General features: G+C 41.1%; 16 protein-coding genes and 1 pseudogene. 8 read left to right on the forward strand and 9 right to left on the reverse strand.

Annotated features, from left to right (window positions below; translation table 11 throughout):
- Positions 1 to 29 precede the first annotated feature (29 nt).
- The 5 genes from thrB to V7K84_RS26235 all read left to right on the forward strand — a co-directional run bounded on the left by thrB (position 30) and on the right by V7K84_RS26235 (position 4,827).
- A complete protein-coding gene (thrB, locus tag V7K84_RS26215) occupies positions 30 to 944 on the forward strand; it encodes a homoserine kinase (protein ID WP_334842416.1) in 915 nt (304 codons plus the stop codon).
- A 29-nt stretch (positions 945 to 973) separates the two neighbouring features.
- Positions 974 to 1,486 (forward strand): hypothetical protein, encoded by a 513-nt coding sequence (locus tag V7K84_RS26220; protein WP_334842419.1) that lies wholly within the window; start codon positions 974 to 976, stop codon positions 1,484 to 1,486.
- 371 nt (positions 1,487 to 1,857) lie between these two features.
- Positions 1,858 to 2,391, forward strand: a complete 534-nt coding sequence (locus tag V7K84_RS26225; protein ID WP_334842447.1) for a universal stress protein — start codon at positions 1,858 to 1,860, stop codon at positions 2,389 to 2,391.
- A 295-nt stretch (positions 2,392 to 2,686) separates the two neighbouring features.
- Positions 2,687 to 3,052, forward strand: coding sequence for a DOPA 4,5-dioxygenase family protein (locus V7K84_RS26230; RefSeq protein WP_334842421.1), 366 nt, complete (start codon positions 2,687 to 2,689; stop codon positions 3,050 to 3,052).
- Between the two features lie 371 nt (positions 3,053 to 3,423).
- Complete coding sequence (locus V7K84_RS26235; RefSeq protein ID WP_334842422.1) at positions 3,424 to 4,827, forward strand: hypothetical protein; 1,404 nt, start codon at positions 3,424 to 3,426, stop codon at positions 4,825 to 4,827.
- A 334-nt stretch (positions 4,828 to 5,161) separates the two neighbouring features.
- Here V7K84_RS26235 and V7K84_RS26240 read toward each other — a convergent pair whose 3' ends face one another.
- From V7K84_RS26240 to V7K84_RS26270, 7 genes are all read right to left on the reverse strand, one after another.
- Positions 5,162 to 5,467: a hypothetical protein gene (locus tag V7K84_RS26240; protein WP_334842424.1), complete on the reverse strand. Its 306-nt coding sequence runs from the start codon at positions 5,465 to 5,467 to the stop codon at positions 5,162 to 5,164.
- Between the two features lie 241 nt (positions 5,468 to 5,708).
- Positions 5,709 to 6,305 carry a dephospho-CoA kinase gene (coaE, locus tag V7K84_RS26245; RefSeq protein ID WP_334842426.1) on the reverse strand — a complete coding sequence of 199 codons (597 nt, stop codon included), beginning with the start codon at positions 6,303 to 6,305 and terminating at the stop codon, positions 5,709 to 5,711.
- 64 nt (positions 6,306 to 6,369) lie between these two features.
- Positions 6,370 to 7,959 carry a uroporphyrinogen-III C-methyltransferase gene (cobA, locus tag V7K84_RS26250; protein WP_334842427.1) on the reverse strand — a complete coding sequence of 530 codons (1,590 nt, stop codon included), beginning with the start codon at positions 7,957 to 7,959 and terminating at the stop codon, positions 6,370 to 6,372.
- Positions 7,960 to 8,051: 92 nt separating this feature from the next.
- Complete coding sequence (locus V7K84_RS26255) at positions 8,052 to 9,278, reverse strand: tetratricopeptide repeat protein (RefSeq protein ID WP_334842429.1); 1,227 nt, start codon at positions 9,276 to 9,278, stop codon at positions 8,052 to 8,054.
- 313 nt (positions 9,279 to 9,591) lie between these two features.
- Positions 9,592 to 11,745, reverse strand: coding sequence for a hybrid sensor histidine kinase/response regulator (locus V7K84_RS26260; protein WP_334842431.1), 2,154 nt, complete (start codon positions 11,743 to 11,745; stop codon positions 9,592 to 9,594).
- A 421-nt stretch (positions 11,746 to 12,166) separates the two neighbouring features.
- On the reverse strand, positions 12,167 to 12,640 hold the full coding sequence (locus tag V7K84_RS26265) for a tetratricopeptide repeat protein (RefSeq protein ID WP_334842432.1): 474 nt from the start codon (positions 12,638 to 12,640) through the stop codon (positions 12,167 to 12,169).
- 3 nt (positions 12,641 to 12,643) lie between these two features.
- Positions 12,644 to 13,633, reverse strand: coding sequence for a homogentisate phytyltransferase (locus V7K84_RS26270; protein WP_334842433.1), 990 nt, complete (start codon positions 13,631 to 13,633; stop codon positions 12,644 to 12,646).
- Between the two features lie 209 nt (positions 13,634 to 13,842).
- On the opposite strand from V7K84_RS26270, the gene V7K84_RS26275 reads away from it, so the two are divergent.
- From V7K84_RS26275 to V7K84_RS26285, 3 genes are all read left to right on the forward strand, one after another.
- On the forward strand, positions 13,843 to 14,124 hold the full coding sequence (locus V7K84_RS26275) for a glutaredoxin family protein (RefSeq protein ID WP_334842436.1): 282 nt from the start codon (positions 13,843 to 13,845) through the stop codon (positions 14,122 to 14,124).
- Positions 14,125 to 14,177: 53 nt separating this feature from the next.
- A complete protein-coding gene (locus tag V7K84_RS26280; RefSeq protein ID WP_334842438.1) occupies positions 14,178 to 15,677 on the forward strand; it encodes a UDP-N-acetylmuramoyl-L-alanyl-D-glutamate--2,6-diaminopimelate ligase in 1,500 nt (499 codons plus the stop codon).
- Between the two features lie 213 nt (positions 15,678 to 15,890).
- Positions 15,891 to 17,354, forward strand: coding sequence for a DICT sensory domain-containing protein (locus V7K84_RS26285; RefSeq protein ID WP_334842440.1), 1,464 nt, complete (start codon positions 15,891 to 15,893; stop codon positions 17,352 to 17,354).
- A 75-nt stretch (positions 17,355 to 17,429) separates the two neighbouring features.
- Here the strand turns inward: V7K84_RS26285 and V7K84_RS26290 are convergent, their stop codons facing one another.
- Both V7K84_RS26290 and V7K84_RS26295 read right to left on the reverse strand, forming a co-directional pair.
- Entirely contained in the window at positions 17,430 to 17,564 is a 135-nt protein-coding gene (locus V7K84_RS26290; protein WP_442941006.1) for an element excision factor XisI family protein, read from the reverse strand.
- Positions 17,543 to 17,781, reverse strand: a pseudogene (locus tag V7K84_RS26295) (hypothetical protein); the annotation flags it as partial. The pseudogene V7K84_RS26295 and the gene V7K84_RS26290, both read right to left, overlap by 22 nt.

Below are 17,781 nucleotides of genomic sequence, written 5' to 3' on the forward strand. Positions count from 1 at the left end.
TGCTAGTTGATGATTACTGAGTTTTACCCATGTCTGTTGTTTCTACCATCACTGTTACCGTTCCCGCCACAACTGCGAATTTGGGGCCAGGTTTTGATTGCATCGGTGCAGCATTAAAACTGTACAACGAGTTCAAGTTCACTCGCCTAGAAGAGGGTGGGTTAATTATTCATGTCACTGGTACAGAAGCTGAACGAGTTCAAACTGATGAGAGCAATCTCCTTTACCAAGCGTTTGTCAAGTTCTATCAACACATAGAGCAGACACCGCCGACTGTGAAAATAGAGATTAAGTTAGGTGTCCCGTTGGCGCGGGGTTTGGGTAGTTCGGCGACAGCAATTGTTGGTGGATTGGTTGCTGCTAATCAACTAGAAAGTGCTACTCTTTCTCAGTCGCAGGTGATGGAGTTAGCGATCGCAATGGAAGGACATCCTGATAATGTAGTTCCAGCTTTGTTGGGAGGATGTCGTCTTGCTGCTACCAGTGGCGCAGGTTGGGAAATTTGTGATGTTCCCTGGCATAAAGATGTTGTACCAGTTGTAGCTATTCCTAATTTTGAACTTTCTACTTCCGAGGCGCGGGGCGTTCTGCCAACAGAGGTGAGTCGTGCGGATGCGATTTTCAATACCGCCCATTTGGGCTTATTGTTGCGTGGCTTGGAAACTGGTAACGGACAATGGTTAAAGACAGCTTTGCAAGATAGATTGCATCAGCCCTATCGGAAAGCTTTGATTCCTGGTTATGATGCTCTCAACATCGCAGCTGTTAGTGCTGGTGCTTATGGTATGGTGATTAGTGGTGCGGGGCCGACACTGTTAGCTTTGGCGGATCGGTTACACTCAAAGGCTGTGGAGGCGGCGATGTTAGCTGCTTGGCAAGAAGAAGGAATTACAGCCGAGGTGCGATCGCTTTCTCTCGATACCCAAGGCGCAAAAAGCTTTTAATATTTTACTCAGCACTTAAAACTCGATTTATGGAGCAAACTCAGGCTGAAATAGCGGCGCTTAACTCTCAAATTCAGATTCTTTTAGAAGAACGCGCTGCACTCACTATAAAAAATAATGTCATCTCTGGCGAGAATGATTCACCCCAGGCGATGGTAGAAGCTTACCGCCGTCAAGCCAGAGAAAATGCCCAATTATCAGTTGAACTCCAAGGCATAGATGCAGCGATCGCCGCTTTAGAAGGCAAGATAAAACAAAAACAAGGTAAGTTAGTGCGTTGGCAAGGTGAATCCAAACAACTTATCCAACAGCAGCAGCTAGAAGAAGCCAAAGAAGTGGCTCAGGTTCATGCTGAACGCATTAATCAACTAGCAAGTGAACTGGCGACAGAAGTCCGTTTTCTTAAAGCTTGTGCCAATCAACTGAGTCCAATGTATTGGCAGATTTATTACAAACCCTTTATTACTGGCTTTAAGACAATCTCCGTTCCCTATGTCCGCTCTGATGGAGAAGTGTGGACAATTGGCAACCGGATTGTTTAATGTTTTAGCCTTTGCGTTTGTATGCAATATATTGACTTCTCTCCTTTTAGGCTATCCATTACCTGAATCTTTCTCAACAAAAATATAACTTACTTAAAACAAGAGCAAAAACATTGATAGGTATCCACTCAAATTATCCAGTTTGTGGTTAGCGATCGATGCTCCCTCATGCTCAAAGATAAATGCTGGCTTTCCTCACAAGTTCCTCAAATTGTTTTGCTATAAATATAAATATAGGGCGAAAACCTTTAAGAGATTTAAAATTAAAAAGTAGCTAAACATAGTTGAGGGATTAGTCATTTTTGACAATCCAGCATCTGGAAAACCGAAACCGTAAAGACCAATTACCAATGAAATCGGAGGTCTATATGATGTTTAAAAAGATTCTAGTTGCATTAGATCGCTCGGAAATAGGGCAACAGGTTTTTGAGGAAGCGTTGGATTTAGCAAAGTTAACACAAGCTAGCTTAATGTTACTTCATGTCCTATCTTCCGAAGAAGAGGGTAGTCCTTATGTACCTATGCTGTCTAATATGGACTACTATCCAGGATTGACCAGTCAAAGCTTTGAGTTATACCAAAAACAGTGGGATACCTTTAAAAATCTAGGAATCCAGATGTTGCAATCTTTCTGTGCCCAAGCAAGCACAGCAGGTGTGACTACGGAATTTACACAAAATGTTGGTAATCCTGGTCGCATTATTTGTGATTTAGCCCATAGTTGTAATGCCGATCTAATTGTTATGGGGCGTCGGGGTCATTCTCGGCTGATGGAACTATTTCTCGGTAGTGTGAGTAACTACGTTCTTCACCATGCTCCTTGTTCAGTGCATGTTGTGCATCTTTCAGTTACTCCTAAAAGAGATGAAGTCAAAGAAACTACAAGCGCTTTCAGCGTTAACTAACTACTAAGCTATTCCACATTTAACTTGCATAATTAGGGTGGGCAAAACTTTGGCGCGATCGCTACTTCTCTGCAAGAGGCTACGCTAACGATAACGCTCAGTATGCTGCCTACCCCATAAAAGTTAGTTATCTCAATCAACGATCTCTGTAAATTCAATCTCCATAACCGATCCCTAACTACACTGTATTGGGCTAAAATTGAGCGTAGGCGTAGCCCGTCGTAGATATCGCTTTTTTAGTAAGAAATAAAAAGTCCGCTACCCAAAATTAGAGTTGAGAGCGAAAAGTGGATCTATGGAAGAAGATACTATCGAGATTGCTGGTTTTCATGCTCATGTTTACTTCGATCCTGCGAGTCGGGATGTAGCTGCACGTGTACGCGAAGGATTACGCGCTAGGTTTGACGTGCAACTCGGACGCTGGTTTGACAAGCCCATCGGGCCTCATCCAAAAGCGATGTATCAAGTTGCTTTCTTACCGAATCAGTTTGAGAAAGTCGTTCCTTGGTTAATGCTCAATCGTGAGGGGTTGGATATTCTCGTCCATCCTGAGACAGGGAATGCTGTGGCAGATCACGCAGTTCATTCCCTATGGTTAGGAGAAAAGTTAGATTTAAATATTGAGTTTCTTCAACAGCTTAGTCCGACTTTATCCAATTAAGGAAAGTAAAAGTTTTGCTTTGAGGCATGAAACTTTTTCTATTGTGACTAATTCTGGTGAAGTTGAAAAAGTCCAATTTCCTAATAAATACAGGTTTCAGCCTATGCGTAGGCGCTTTATAGCGTTTCCTAATCATAGATCCCTCATCGCTTGCGGGGAGGGGGTTGGGGGTGGGGTTGCTGTACCTCACAAGGGTAGAGAAACGCTTTAGCGGTTTGCTGCAAGTGTAATAAAGGAAAAATAAGAATTGGTATTAAACCCTTAATTGCAGATAACCGTTTATTAACAGTTTCGTTGAAAAGAGAAATAAGACATCCGTTTTGCAGAATGCTATGCTGTTAATCAGCATTCTCATAAAAAAAAATTGTCTGATGAAAAACATCTCTGCGAAAGAAAAAATTGCAGGCATTTCCCAATTTGGCAAAATTAATTTCAAAGTCACAAAGAAACAGATTTTATTTAGTACTCTTGTTCTCTGCCTTGGTTTGCTGGGACTAGGTGGTTTCTGGTTTAAATCCAGATATAAATTTGATAATCAGATGAGTGTAAAACTACAAGAATTATCTAATGTCGATTATCCAGCCAACCCTGCACCATTAGGAAAAAATTTTAAAAGATATTCTAATCGAAAATTAACACTAATTAAAAAAGATGATACGCATTTCGATTTCGTACTGGAAGCAACAGACAAAAATACGGCAAAAATAGTTATAAAAAATGTTGATTTAGAGCTATTGGTTCCTAAAGCACCTGAATGGGTTAAAAAAGATCGAGGTTTAGAAATAATAGCTTTTACAGATAGGGAGTGGAACAGGCAACAGATTAGTTTTCCTGCTAATTCAAAAAATATAGAAATTGTTGGAGGAGATGGTTTTGAAAAGCAAAATATTGTAGAGATAGCTTTGGCTAATAATTGCTTAAATGCCGGATTTTGGGAAATTTTACTTTTTACTAAAGAGGATAATAACAAAACCCTTTATTATCAAAGTTGGTTTACTTTCCCAATTGGACATTACAAAAATATTTTTGAAAAAATTAATAAGATTTCATATTGGCAGCATTGGTGGAAATTAGAACACTGGCAAGATCCGAGTGGCACAATAGTAAAAACTAATCTTTTAAGAAATGTAATCGATCAAAAAGAAGTTGCTACTCAGTTCCCCCTTGATGAGAGGATAATTGTATCAGGAGAGCAAAGTAGAAAAGTTAGAACTACGCTAGCGACCAACATCACTAAATGGAGAGATTTTTACGACGTTAAAAATGAAGTTAAGTTTGCAAGTTTTCGAGCGCCAGGATTTTACGATCAAAATAAGCCTTGGGGAAATCAATACTGGAGAATAGGCAAATTTGACAAAGCGATTTTGAGGAATATTAAACCGATTGGCGTTGAACAAAATTTACAGGAAATTGAGCTAGGATTCACAGATACCAAAACTGGTGAGAAAAATAGATTATTCATTAGTGGAATTAATCTGAAGACGCTTCCTCAATTGCCTGTAGCAGATTATCCTAAAGGCTTATATATGCCGATGGGAATTGGGATACCTCCTTTTTATCAAAGCTATGAAGAATTAACTAAAAATCATCCAGATGTCAGCCCCTATTTCAGTTTTTTACTAGATTCACAGGAGCGGTGGATAGATCATCACCACTTAGCAGTTGATGGTTCAGTGATGCACCTTGATAAAGATAATCCAAATCTTTTGCATCTTTACTTGCTATCCTATGAAAGAAATACTTTAATAGCTCATTTTTTGATCGATTTAACATAGATATAGCTGTTCTCGGTTGAGTGAGGTTTTTATACCTCACTCCCCTCATAACAAGTGAACAGCCGACTATGATATAACTTATACCAATTTAATTAATGATTGCAACACATTCTTGGGTAAAAGACGCGATGAATCGCGTCTCTACAAATGGTCTATTTGTCGCATTCTTTTCTCTAATTGGTATTACTTTTATTATTTTCTAGTAAAAGAAGGAGAATCGTGTAGATAATTGGTCTTTCAAGACGCGATCAATTGCGTCTCTATATCAGGATTTTATTGCTTAGTATGAACTGTATTGAACTCTAGAATTGAAGAAACTGGTTGACTTTAATATTTAGTCATTCGGTATTTGCTTGAGTAAAGCTATCCACATATCAGATGGAGCGGAGTAATAATCAATTTCTTCAACTTGATATTGATAAGATTCACAACCTTCTCGTAAAATAATGCGATCGCAAGCTTTAACCCTTTTCCCTACTCCAGTCATGTAGCCGATTGTTCCTTCATTGAGGCGCTCAAATATGTAGTCGCCTCCACAAACTTGTTGTCTGTAATCATGGATTTTATTCTTTTGTTTTAATTCTGTTACTGGAGAGATAACCAGAGCTAATTTATTTAAAAAACTAAAACTTAAGTTCATACCTGTTATGATTGAAGAGAAGGCACTTAAAAACATTTAAAAAACAGAACTTATAACTTATTTAAAAGCCATTCTTTTAAATTTACAGTACTATTAACCGCAGATTCAACTGTAAAATCACCTAACTATTAGACGAGATTTGGTGAGATATAAGTTTTTTGCTTAACTATCTAGTATTAATTAATAAGCTTTTTATGTCTTGAAAATGTCATATATGTATATATTTTAATATCAATATAATTTAGTCACTACTTGTCGTAGCTAGAGCTACATCTATCTGCTCCAGTAGTATTTCTAGGGTAGAAGAGTTATCTAAAATGACATCTGCATGAGCCACTTTTTCTTCGATGGATAATTGGCTGTTAATCCTGGCTCGTGCCTGTTCTGGATTTAAATGGTTTCGTTGTATCAATCTTTGTAGTTGTTGCTCTTGAGAACAACGCACTACCCAGATTTCTGTTACCAAATCAGTCATCCCAGCTTCAAATAATAGAGGTACTACTAACACCAGTATTTGTGACGAAGACTGAGCAATTGCTTTGAGAAAGCGATCGCGTACATCAGGATGAATCAAATTGTCTATCCAGTTACGTTCATCTTGACGATTAAAGATAATTTCGCCTAGCTTTTGGCGGTTGAGGCTGCCATCTGGTAGTAAAATTTGTTCGCCATAACGTTGAGCGATCGCATCTAAAATAGGCGAGCCTAAAGATACTGCCTCTCTAGCATAAATATCTGCATCCAAAATCGGCAGGTTATAAATGCTAGCTAAGTAATTGGTGACAGTGGTTTTGCCTGTGGCAATACCTCCAGTTAAACCGATTATACGTTTTGTCATTTGTCATTTGTCATTAGTTATTCTCCTCTGCTCCCCTGCCTCCCCTGCCCCCCTGCTCCCTCATCTAAGAATTTGTCGCCCATGCGATCAGTGCTTGGGTTAAACCATCTAAAGTGTATTCTTCGGCTTCTACATCCACACGTCCGAATAAATCATGGCAAGTTTTAGAGGTTTGGGGGCCGATCGAGGCAATACAAACTCCCTCTAATAATTGGCTAGCATCAGAGTTGTTGGAAAATATACTATTAGTAAGTTGACAGAAAAATTGTACAGTTTTAGAACTGGCAAAAGTGATTGCATCTACCTTGCGGTTTTGGAGAGCTAACTTTGCCGCAGGTGGAATACTACTAGGACAACAAGATTGATATGCCGCAACTTCTATCACCTTTGCTCCCTTGAGAGTTAATTCCTTAACTAAAACTTCTCTGCCGCCGCTTTCAACTCTGGGAAATAACACCTTTTTACCATCTAATTGATCTGGGAAATTTTCCACTAAAGAATCGGCAACAAAGTTGGGAGGAATAAAATCTGCTTGCAGAGAGCGTTGTTTGAGACTTTGGGCTGTTTTCTCACCAACGACGGCAATTTTGATGCCAGCTAAGGAACGGCTATCTTTACCTTGGGTAGTTAACCTTTCAAAAAAGTAGTCTATGCCATTGGTAGAAGTGAAAATTAACCAGTCGAAGTCAGATAAATGAGCGATCGCATTATCCAAAGCTTCCCAACTGGAGGGGGGGCCGATTTCTAAGGTAGGCATTTCGATGACGGTTGCACCTGATGCAATGAGGCGATCGCTAAATTGACTCGATTGGCCAACTGAACGTGTCACCAAAATCATTTTACCAGTAAGGGGAGATAGGGGCAAATTGCTTGACATAGCAGGAGGGCTGAAAGTTTTGGCTGTAGTAGAAACCTGACAATCTATTCTCTCAGGTTGTAAGTACTTGCGTAGCCCAACAACTTCGCCAATCACAATTACCGCCGGGGAAAGGGATAATCCGGCGGTTTTTTCTAGAATATTGCCCAGTTGCGCTGTCCAAATTTGTTGATCGGGAGTTCCTGCCCAACGGATGATGGCAATGGGTGTTAAGTGCGATCGTCCATGCTGCACCAGTCGATCTACAATCTCTCCTAGATGTCGCCCTCCCATCAAAATTACCAGTGTCTCTAATCGTGACAGCGCCTCCCAGTCTAAAACCTCTGGTTCATGGGCTGTAAGCACTGCAAAACATCGGCTTAACACCGGATCTGTCAGCGGAATTCCTGCCAACAAAGGTGCTACAAGGGCTGAGGAAATTCCTGGTACTAGTTCAAAATTACAACCAGATGCTTTCAAGGCTTCAATTTCGGAAGTGCAACGCCCAAAAATCAACGGATCGCCTGATTTAAGCCGTACAACTTGTTTTCCTTGCAGACAGTGTTTTACCAGTAACTTGTTAATCTGTGCTTGGCTTGTACTGGGTTTGCCACCGCGTTTACCGACATCCAATTTCAGACAATCATCTGGTACGCACTGCAATAATTGAGCATCTACTAAAGCATCGTAGACTAACACCTCAGCAGTAGCTAAGAGATTGTAAGCTTTTACTGTCAAGTATGCTGCATCTCCAGGGCCAGCACCTACGAGGTAGACTTTGCCTTTGTCATTTGTCATTTGTCATTTGTCATTTGTCATTGAGCAATAATTAATAATTCTTCTTCCTCTGCTCCCCTGCTCCCCTGCTCCTCTGCTCCCCATACCTTGATTCAATTCGTTTGGGTATTAATTTTTTGGATTAGCCGATCGACTTGCTCAACCATTTCCTTGTTCTTCTCAGCTTGGAATAATTCTCTGGCTTTTTTGAGATTAACGATCGCTTCTTTTGGCTGTTGTTGTCTTCCCAAAGCGATTCCCAAATTATAGTAAGTGAATGCATCGTTAGGTACAAGGCTAATGGCTTTTTTGTAATGTGCGATCGCTTCTTGAGGTTTACCTCGATCGTCCATTGCATTTCCTAAACCTGTGTAAGCTTGTGCGTGTTTGGGATCGAGACGAATCGCTTCGGTATAGCCAGCGATTGCTTCTGTGAGCTTGCCTTGAGCGTAAAAAGCACTTGCTAAATTATAATGAGCGTCTGCATAATTAGGAGCGAAGCTGATGGCTTTTTGGTAATGTGCGATCGCTTCTTCTAGTTTGCCTTGAGCGTATAAAGTATTTCCCAAAGCATTATAACCTGCTGGATTTTTCGGAGCGAGGCGAATGGCTTCGGTATAGTTGGCGATTGCTTCTGCTGGCTTTCCTTGAGCGTATAAGGCGTTTCCTAAGTAATAGTAAGCATCTCCATAGTTAGGATCGAAGCTAATAGATTTTTTATACTGAATAACTGCTTCTGCTAGCTCACCTCGATCGTAGAGAGCATTTCCTAAACGAGTGTAAGTCGGTGCATAGTCTGGTTTGAGGCGAATTGCTGCTGTATATTCGGTAACTGCTTCTGTGAGCTTGCCTTGAGCGTAGAGAGCGTTTCCTAAATTATAGTGAGCTTCAGCATACTTGGGTTCAAGGCTGATGGCTTTCTGATATTGGGCGATCGCAGGTTCTAACTGATTCAGTCTTGCTAAAGTCAAACCTAGATTAAAATATGCTCTAGAGTCTTGAGGATCGAGACTAATGGCTTTATTGTATTGAGCGATCGCTTCTTGTGGTTTACCTCGATCGTCGAGAGTATTTCCCAAGGCTATATAGGCTTGTGCAAAATTGGGTTCTAGTTCAATTGCCTTCCGAAAAGCCGCCTCCGCTCCTTTTAAATCTCCCTGTTTATAGAGATTGCTTCCTTGCTCGAAGTTAGCAACTGCGTTTTTGTTCCGAATAACTGCGGACTGAGTATTTTGAATTTTTGCTGAAATAACGCCAACATTTTGACCAAAGGCAGTATTCCCATTACTCAAACACAAGCAGATAATAGCTGCTACCAGTAGATTCTTGTTTTTCAGCATTTTTATTACCTTACCTGCTTGGTTTACATCTAATATCAAGTTCGGTTAATTGCCATCATAAAAATACCCCATCTCAGCCCTTCCTTACTTGCTATTCGGGGAGCAAAAGAGTAGCTTTTGCGGAGTTATAGCAGGAATTATAAGTGATTAAGCTAACTTGATACAAGTGTAATCTCATATAAATGTCTATTTGTACACAATAGACACTTCAAAGTCCCTCTCCCAAGGTTGGGAGAGGGATTTAGGGTGAAAGCTCATTGATTCATGCAAAAAATCTCATAGACAGTGATTTATTAAAACTAAAAAGTCGTTTTTAGGTAATTGCTGACACTTTTGTTTCCATCAGTTTAACAATGGCTGCAATTAATTTTTCTGGGTTAAGAGGTTTGGATAAATGCATTTGAAACCCAGCTTTTAGGGCTTTTTCGTGGTCATCATTTCTCGCAAAGGCAGTCAAGGCAATTGCTGGAATTTGCCCACCTTGTTCTGATGTCCGAGTTCTCACTTCATGTATTAACATATAGCCATCCATATCGGGCATACTAATATCGCTGACTAACACATCTAGCTTGACCTCTGCTAAAGTTTGTAATGCTTCTTCAGCGGAAGATACTGCCATCACAAAAGCCCCATCTTGCTCTAATACAAAAGCAACAAAATCTCGTGAATCAGTATCATCATCAACAACTAAAATCCTAATGCCATTCAGAGGTAAGGAGTTAGTAGCTAAGAATGCAGGGAAATTTTGTCCATCCGTCAGCCTTGGACTTTCATCTAGCAGAAGCGGTAAGCTAACAGTAAATATTGCCCCTTGACCCTCACCGCGGCTATCTGCTTTGATGATGCCGCCATGCATTTCGATGATATTACGCACAATTGCCAATCCCAGTCCTAATCCACCAAAATTTCTCGTAGAGGTGCTATCTGCTTGGCGAAAGTAATCAAACACGAATGGCAAAAAGTCAGCGCTAATTCCCTTACCTGTATCGCTAACGATTATTTGAGCATAGCCATCAGTTTCCTGGAGTCGCACTTCTACCTTTCCTCCTCTGGGTGTAAATTTGATTGCGTTAGAAAGGAGATTCCAGACGACTTGCTGCAAACGAGTCGAGTCGCCCATAATTTGTCCCACAGTCGGTTGAAATACTGTATTCACCTCAATCAACTTTGTTTCTGCTGCTAACTGCATTGTCTGTAGTGCCGACAATACCGTGGACTTAAGGTTAATCTTCGTGATATTCAGCGTCAGTTTGCCTTGTAAAATTCTGGAAATATCCAGCAAGTCCTCAATGAGTTGAACTTGTAAGGTAGCATTTCGCTCGATTGTGGCTAGGGCTTCAGATGTCTTTGTTTGGTCTAACCTGCGGGTTTGCAACAACTTTGACCAGCCGAGAATTGCGTTGAGTGGAGTGCGTAGTTCGTGAGAGAGGACGGCTAAAAATTCATCTTTAATTCGATTGGCTGTTTCTGCTTTCGCTCGTGCTAATTGTTCTAATTCCAGCAGGTGCGCTCGTTCTTCAAGTATTTGTTTTTGTTCGTGGATATCTGTACAGGTTCCAAACCACTTGACTACAAAACCTTGCTCATCTTTGAGTGGTAAACCTCGCGCTAGCTGCCAACGGTAGGAACCATCAGCAGCTCGTTTAAAGCGATATTCGTTGTTATACATAGTGCTATTTCTGACAGCATCAGACCACACTTTATCGGCTCTTTGCACATCATCTGGATGCAATGCAGCCAACCAACCAGAACCCAAAGATTGCTCTAATGTTAGCCCAGTGTATTCGCACCAATTTTGATTAAAAAAATCACATTCACCGTTAGGTTTAGTTGTCCATACAAGTTGAGGAATTGCCTCAGCCAAGTAACGGTAGCGTTCTTCGCTTTGCCGGAGAATTTCTAAGATGCGTTGACGTTCAAGAATTTCTTGTTGTAATTGCTCGTTAGTCTGAGTAATTTCATTGGTGCGAACAGCAACCATTTCTTCGAGATGATTCTGGTATTTTCGCAGTTCTTCCTCTACCGATAAGCGTTCGGCTATTTGTGTTTGAAGTTCTTGATTTGCTTGTTCTAATTGAGTAGGACTAGGAAGTGCCAGTGCTTGTGAAACTAAAGGCACAAGCTCTAAGGCGGTAATTACAGATATTGTTGCAGTTACTGCTTTGAGAAACCCCGACACCCAATAGGTTGGATGCCAAAGTGTCCAAATATCCATTAAATGAGTCGTGCCACAAGCTACGATAAATCCACTAAACAGCAAAAAAATCCAATCAAAGGGCAAATCTTGTCGCTTGCGCACAAAGTAGAAGAGTGTAGCTGGAATCGAGTAATAAGCTAGTGCAATGAATGCGTCAGATAATATATGTAACCAAACTAAATTCGTTTGCCATAGATAGCAATGTCCATGTGGAATAAATGATTCTGATGTAAAAAAGTTAGTCCACAGTTCTAATATTATATTTGACATAAATACTGGATTATTTAAGCTATAAAATCTACTACTAAATCTTTGCCGTTGCTTAATACTATTCTAGTTCCAAAATATTACTGTTTAATTTCTGCACTGCTTAAGGAAACTACAATATGTCTTTACAAAACAAAAAGGCTGTTAGTATCATCGCTGTTTTGCAAAAATCAATCATTTAAAATTCCTAATATTTTCTCTTCTAAAGCCTAAATGAATTAATGGTGGCTATGGAGCTTGAAGCGCATCCGATTGCAATTGTAAGGGCTGTGAAGAGAGCGATCAAATTTGCGGAAATTGCGGACATAATTATGGTATATAATAGTAAATGACCAAATAAAAACCATTCTCACCATAATGATGGGAATGGCAAAAAGTTAGGAGACACAACAGGAAAACTTAATCTCTGCAATTCTCATGAAACTTAAGATTCGCTTGACTTAGCACTCATTTTATCTAACAGTTGAGTGATTTTTTTAGCTTTTTCAGGTTGGCGCTGTTTTTGTAATAAATCTTTAGCTTGTACCAGGTTAGTTTTAGCTTCTTCTTCTCGCTCTTGCTGCATGAGAATATTCGCCAGACGCAAGTAAGCATCAGGATTTTTCGGACTGCGGCGAATTACTTCCCGAAATAATTCTGTTGCCTCTTCTACTTGTCCTTGCTGGTTTAAAACATCTCCCAAAAACAAGCGCACGACATCATTAGTAGAGTTGATGGAAATCACTTTGCGAAAAGCTGCTTCTGCACCTTGGTAATCTTTTGCTTGGGCAAGATTGATACCTTTTTGAAACAAGTCTGAGGTTATCAAAGTTTTCCAAGCGAAATAGCCAAGGATTGACAGACTCAGAACAACTACAACAGCAGCGATAATCGAACTAGTGGGAAAGGTTTCTAGCATTGTCTAAGCCAAAAGACAGGCGATAGGAAAAATCAGATATTCCATAAAAAAGAGTTTCCAGATAAATTGGTAGAATTGAGCGATCGCACTTTTCTCTTGTAAGTCTACCGTCGAACTCCGCAACCACAGCCAAGCCAACAGCCCCAAATGAGTAACCACCAGGAATATCGGGTTAATCGAGGCGACGCGTAGCACCCCAACCAGAATTATTCCCAGATAACAGGCAGTTATTACCCAAAGAGACAGATTGAACACAGCTTGGGGGCCAAGTTTGATGGTGAAAGTATTAATATTGTAGAGGCGATCGCCTTCCATATCGGGGATGTCTTTAAAGATGGCGATCGCAAAGGTAAACACCAAAATAAATAACGTCAGCACCCACACCACAGGCGGAATTGTTTGGCTTTGTTGCAACGCCCAACTGTAATGCAGATATAAACCTAAGTTAACAATCGTACCGCGCACCGAAAAAATACACAGCGCCGCCCAAATGGGAAACTGTTTTAAGCGAATTGGCGGTAAAGAATAAGCAGTACCAATGGCCAAACTAATTGCTACCATGCCCAATAAAAACGGGCCAGTTAGCCACGCCACAACCAGCGCCAAAATCCCAGTAGAAGCGACAATTAATTGCCCAGTTTGCTGGGAAAACTCTCCAGACGCTAAGGGTAAATGAGGTTTATTAATCTTATCAATTTCTACATCTTCTAATTGATTCAGCCCCACAATATAAACGTTGCCACACAGACAAGCAATCCATGCACCGAAGACAGGGAGTAGGGAATAGGTAGAAACGCCATGAATTGCGTCTGTAGAGATATGATTAATCGCGTCTCTATTGATAGCAATGGCAATTAAATATAAACCCAAAACACTCAAACTTGTACCAATAATCGTGTGAGGGCGAGAGAATTTCCAGAAGGCGTATAACCACTGGAAATATGATTGAACAGGTTTGCCTGGTAAAGGGCTGTTTTGAGAACTTTGGCTCATGAGTAGCTTAAATACAGTATTCTGATTGGTTGTTAATCATTGTCACAGAATTTGGTCATTCGACTTCTTTCATGAATCAATGAGCTTTCACCCTTTTCCTCCGTGCCCTCTGCGGTAGCCTGCGACAAGCCGTTCGCGTAGCGTCTCCGACAGGAGAAGCGTCTACGTTATTCTAAACTTATAACTTCTTGCGCCAACTCAAATCAAGAATGCAATTAATTTTATACAGTAAACCCGGCTGTCATTTATGTGAAGGCTTGCAAGAAAAGCTAGAACAAATCCAAAATCTCAGTTTCGAGTTGGAAGTTAGGGATATTACGACTCGTGAAGATTGGTTTGCTGTGTATGAGTATGAGGTGCCAGTGCTTTATTTATCGAACCGCCAAGGCGCAGAGGACGCGGAGGGAAGTGAGAAACCATTGCCGCGTCCTTCTCCTCGTGCTAGCGTGCAGCAGTTGGAGCAAATGTTGCGTAAATATTTAGCCAATTAGAAAAAAATAATGCAGAATAAGCGCAAGATCAAGAATGTGACGAGGTTCACAAAATGAAATTGCGGGAATTACTAACAGCGGTAGACAGTGTTGAGCAATTGCCTAGTTATCCAATGGAAGATGTGGAAGTTAGGGGTTTAAAGACGAATTCTCATGCTTGTCGTGTGGGAGATTTGTTTATTGGGATGCCAGGAACGCGGGTTGATGGTGGGGAATTTTGGCAAAGTGCGATCGCATCGGGGGCTGTAGCTGCGATCGTTTCTCCCGAAGCTGCACAAAAAAATCCTCCCACAAATCAGGCTGTGGTTATTAGTGCAAGTAACATTACTCAAGCTTGTGCGCAGATAGCCAGTGCTTTTTATGGTTATCCAGGGCGAAAACTCAAGTTGGTAGGCGTAACTGGTACAAATGGTAAAACTACAACTACTCATTTAATTGAATTTCTACTCAACAAAGCTAATTTAGCTACAGCTTTGATGGGAACTCTCTACACTCGTTGGGCAGGTTTTGAGCAGACTGCTGCCCACACTACCCCTTTTGCAGTCGAACTACAACAGCAGTTAGCAGAGGCGGTAAAGGCTGGAAGTGAGTTCGGGGTAATGGAAGTCAGTTCTCACGCTTTGGCTCAAGGTAGAGTGTTGGGTTGTGAATTTGAGGTGGCGGTATTTAGTAATCTTACTCAAGACCATCTCGACTATCACAGCGATATGGAAGATTACTTTGCTGCCAAAGCGTTGTTATTTAGCCCTGATTATCTCAAGGGACGGGCAATAATTAATGCTGATGATTCCTACGGGAAGCGGTTAATTGCGTCGTTAGATTCCGAACGAGTTTGGAGTTACAGCGTCAACGACAACACCGCTGATTTATGGATGAGCGATTTAAGTTACCAGCCAAATGGTGTTAGTGGGACATTACACACACCAAAAGGTGACGTGGCTTTTCGATCGCCTCTAGTCGGACAATATAATTTAGAAAATCTTTTAGCAGCCGTAGGAGCAGTTTTACACTTAGGGCTAGATTTGCAGTTAGTGGCAGATGTGATACCTGAGTTCCCTGGAGTTCCCGGACGGATGGAACGGGTACAGATTAATACCGAGCAAGATATTAGCGTGATTGTGGATTATGCTCACACGCCCGATAGCTTGGAAAATTTATTAAAAGCTGCGCGTCCGTTTATACCTGGCAAAGTGATTTGTGTATTCGGTTGTGGAGGCGATCGCGATCGCACTAAGCGCCCAAAAATGGGTAAAATCGCTGCTGAGTTAGCTGATGTGGCAGTAGTGACATCAGATAATCCCCGAACTGAAGATCCAGAAAGGATTTTGCAAGATATTTTGGCGGGAATAGCTGATAGAGTGCAGCCAACAGTAATTTGCGATCGAGCGATCGCAATTCGTACCGCTATTTTACAAGCACAACCCGGTGATGGAGTATTGCTTGCTGGTAAAGGTCACGAAGACTACCAAATTCTCGGCACCGAAAAAATCCATTTTGACGACCGAGAACACGCCCGCGACGCTTTACAGCAAAGACTTAACGTACAAGTTTAATTTAGGTATTGGAAGAGGCAGAGGAGCAGAGGGGCAGAGGGGCAGAGGGGCAGAGGGGCGGAGGAGAAAAACTTCCTGCTCCCCTGCCCCCTCGTGGGTAGACTTTTTTATAGTTAATGTTTCTTTCCGTGGGGATTTTGTAAAAAATGCACACATAAAGGTGAAAATCGAAGACAGAATTATTTCTTGCTTCATCCTTTTTGTGCTTGACTCATGAATGTTTCTCTGGTTAAGGATCTGTCTGTTTATCAACTGGTTATGGGAGTGCAAGCGCCTCCTAAACCATTGTCCCTCAGTCCTGCTACTCTACTATCACTGGTGAGAGCGCAAATTGACTTACTCATTGAGCAGCAAATTGCAGCCACTCTCTGGGTGAAGCTACCACCAGATAAAATTTGGCAATCAGAATTAGCGCGTTATCAATCTTCGGTAGGTGCGTCTAGTCTCATTTATACTTGCCAAATTGAGGAGAGTAGCAAAGGGGAAGCAGGAGAAGACAAGGGAGAGGGAAGATTAAATATCTCCTCATCTCCCTCATCCCCATCATCTCATTATGTCCCCGTTCATCTACCACCAGATAGCCAAATGCGACGGGAAAACTTTCTGATGGTGTTATCGCCCCAGTTTTGCAGTTTAATTTTGGCTCATCGACCACTTAAAAAACGCAAAAATCAGACATCGGGGAAGGTAAATACTAATAAAAACCAGCCGTTGCTGATTATAACTACTGTTGAGGGGAGAGTAATTCAGCAAGTATTAAATAGTATCCAACAAGCGATTGCGCCAGAATCATCCTCAATTTTACCTGCTAGTTTTATTTGTCCAACCGTGCCCCAAGGCGCACTTATGAATCAATTGTTGGCAAAACAACTCCTCCGACAAGATGAAATTAATCGTCAAATCATCACAGTACGCACTAATAAATTGGAGCAGCAAAATCAAGAACTACACAACAAAGAGCAACTCAAAGATGAATACCTGAAAAATGTCTGTCAGGAACTACGTATACCCTTGACGCACATGAAAACAGCACTTTCGTTATTAAATTCCCCTAATCTTAAACCCCCACAACGACAACGTTATTTACAGATGTTAAATACCCAGTGCGATCAGCAAAACTCCCTGATTACTGGTTTCTTGGAACTGGTGCAGCTAGAACAGAATTTGGAGGGGACGACTTTGGAGTTGGTGCGTCTCTCAGATATAGTACCTGGAGTAGTCAGTACCTACCAACCTGTAGCCCAAGAAAAAGGAATTATGCTAGCCTACACCGTACCGACTGAACTCCCATCTGTTTGGTGCGTGAGTGGTAAGCTGAGGCAAATTGTGATTAATCTGCTGCACAACAGCCTTAAGTTTACCCCTAATGGAGGTCAAGTATGGGTGCGTGCCCGTAGTCAAGGCGATTATGTCCAATTAGAATTCCGCGACACAGGTATCGGTATTGCCGAAAACGAAATTCCCAAAATCTTCGATCGGTTTTATCGCGTGCGTACAACAGCAACCGAAGATTATGGTGGTGCTGGGTTAGGGTTAACGATAATACAGCAATTGCTACTGCGCTGTGGTGGATCTATTTCTGTAAAAAGTAAATTATCTGAAGGTTCTACCTTTACAGTGCAACTGGCAACTGTTAGCAATATCCCAAAAGCGATCGCTACAGAAAATGAGTTATGAGTTATGAGTTATAAGTGATGAGTTATGAATTTTCAACTCATCACTCATAACTTATAACTCCTGATGCTATTTTGCCTAACCTGTTGCAAACTCAGTAAACTTCCGCTTATAAGAAGCATGAAAACCCAAAATAATATCTTGTTTTGGCACTCCAGCAGTTACTAACTCATTTTTAATTGGTTCAAAAATCAGAAGATAGCTTGTGGAGATATTTTATATTCGTAGCGAGAGACAAAATAAGCACCAACTTGTTTATCACTGTGATGACGGAAACCAAAACGTTCGTATACTGCTCTGAGGCGTGGACGTGAAGCATCGCAATCTAGACGTAAATAAGCTGTTGCGCCTACAATTTGCATATAATAAAGATGAATATAACTTCGGGTACAGGTTGTTATGCCGGCTATTGGCTTTCTAAGTTTAGAAC

Source organism: Nostoc sp., assembly GCF_036917315.1.
Classification (GTDB): Bacteria; Cyanobacteriota; Cyanobacteriia; order Cyanobacteriales; family Nostocaceae; genus Nostoc.

What these genes read in the sequence shown, in the direction of transcription:
- thrB (WP_334842416.1), top strand. Translation starts at nt 30, where the DNA reads ATGTCTGTTGTTTCTACCATCACTGTTACCGTTCCCGCCACAACTGCG.
- V7K84_RS26220 (WP_334842419.1), top strand. Translation starts at nt 974, where the DNA reads ATGGAGCAAACTCAGGCTGAAATAGCGGCGCTTAACTCTCAAATTCAG.
- V7K84_RS26225 (WP_334842447.1), top strand. Translation starts at nt 1,858, where the DNA reads ATGTTTAAAAAGATTCTAGTTGCATTAGATCGCTCGGAAATAGGGCAA.
- V7K84_RS26230 (WP_334842421.1), top strand. Translation starts at nt 2,687, where the DNA reads ATGGAAGAAGATACTATCGAGATTGCTGGTTTTCATGCTCATGTTTAC.
- V7K84_RS26235 (WP_334842422.1), top strand. Translation starts at nt 3,424, where the DNA reads ATGAAAAACATCTCTGCGAAAGAAAAAATTGCAGGCATTTCCCAATTT.
- V7K84_RS26240 (WP_334842424.1), bottom strand. Translation starts at nt 5,467, where the DNA reads ATGAACTTAAGTTTTAGTTTTTTAAATAAATTAGCTCTGGTTATCTCT.
- coaE (WP_334842426.1), bottom strand. Translation starts at nt 6,305, where the DNA reads ATGACAAAACGTATAATCGGTTTAACTGGAGGTATTGCCACAGGCAAA.
- cobA (WP_334842427.1), bottom strand. Translation starts at nt 7,959, where the DNA reads ATGACAAATGACAAAGGCAAAGTCTACCTCGTAGGTGCTGGCCCTGGA.
- V7K84_RS26255 (WP_334842429.1), bottom strand. Translation starts at nt 9,278, where the DNA reads ATGCTGAAAAACAAGAATCTACTGGTAGCAGCTATTATCTGCTTGTGT.
- V7K84_RS26260 (WP_334842431.1), bottom strand. Translation starts at nt 11,745, where the DNA reads ATGTCAAATATAATATTAGAACTGTGGACTAACTTTTTTACATCAGAA.
- V7K84_RS26265 (WP_334842432.1), bottom strand. Translation starts at nt 12,640, where the DNA reads ATGCTAGAAACCTTTCCCACTAGTTCGATTATCGCTGCTGTTGTAGTT.
- V7K84_RS26270 (WP_334842433.1), bottom strand. Translation starts at nt 13,633, where the DNA reads ATGAGCCAAAGTTCTCAAAACAGCCCTTTACCAGGCAAACCTGTTCAA.
- V7K84_RS26275 (WP_334842436.1), top strand. Translation starts at nt 13,843, where the DNA reads ATGCAATTAATTTTATACAGTAAACCCGGCTGTCATTTATGTGAAGGC.
- V7K84_RS26280 (WP_334842438.1), top strand. Translation starts at nt 14,178, where the DNA reads ATGAAATTGCGGGAATTACTAACAGCGGTAGACAGTGTTGAGCAATTG.
- V7K84_RS26285 (WP_334842440.1), top strand. Translation starts at nt 15,891, where the DNA reads ATGAATGTTTCTCTGGTTAAGGATCTGTCTGTTTATCAACTGGTTATG.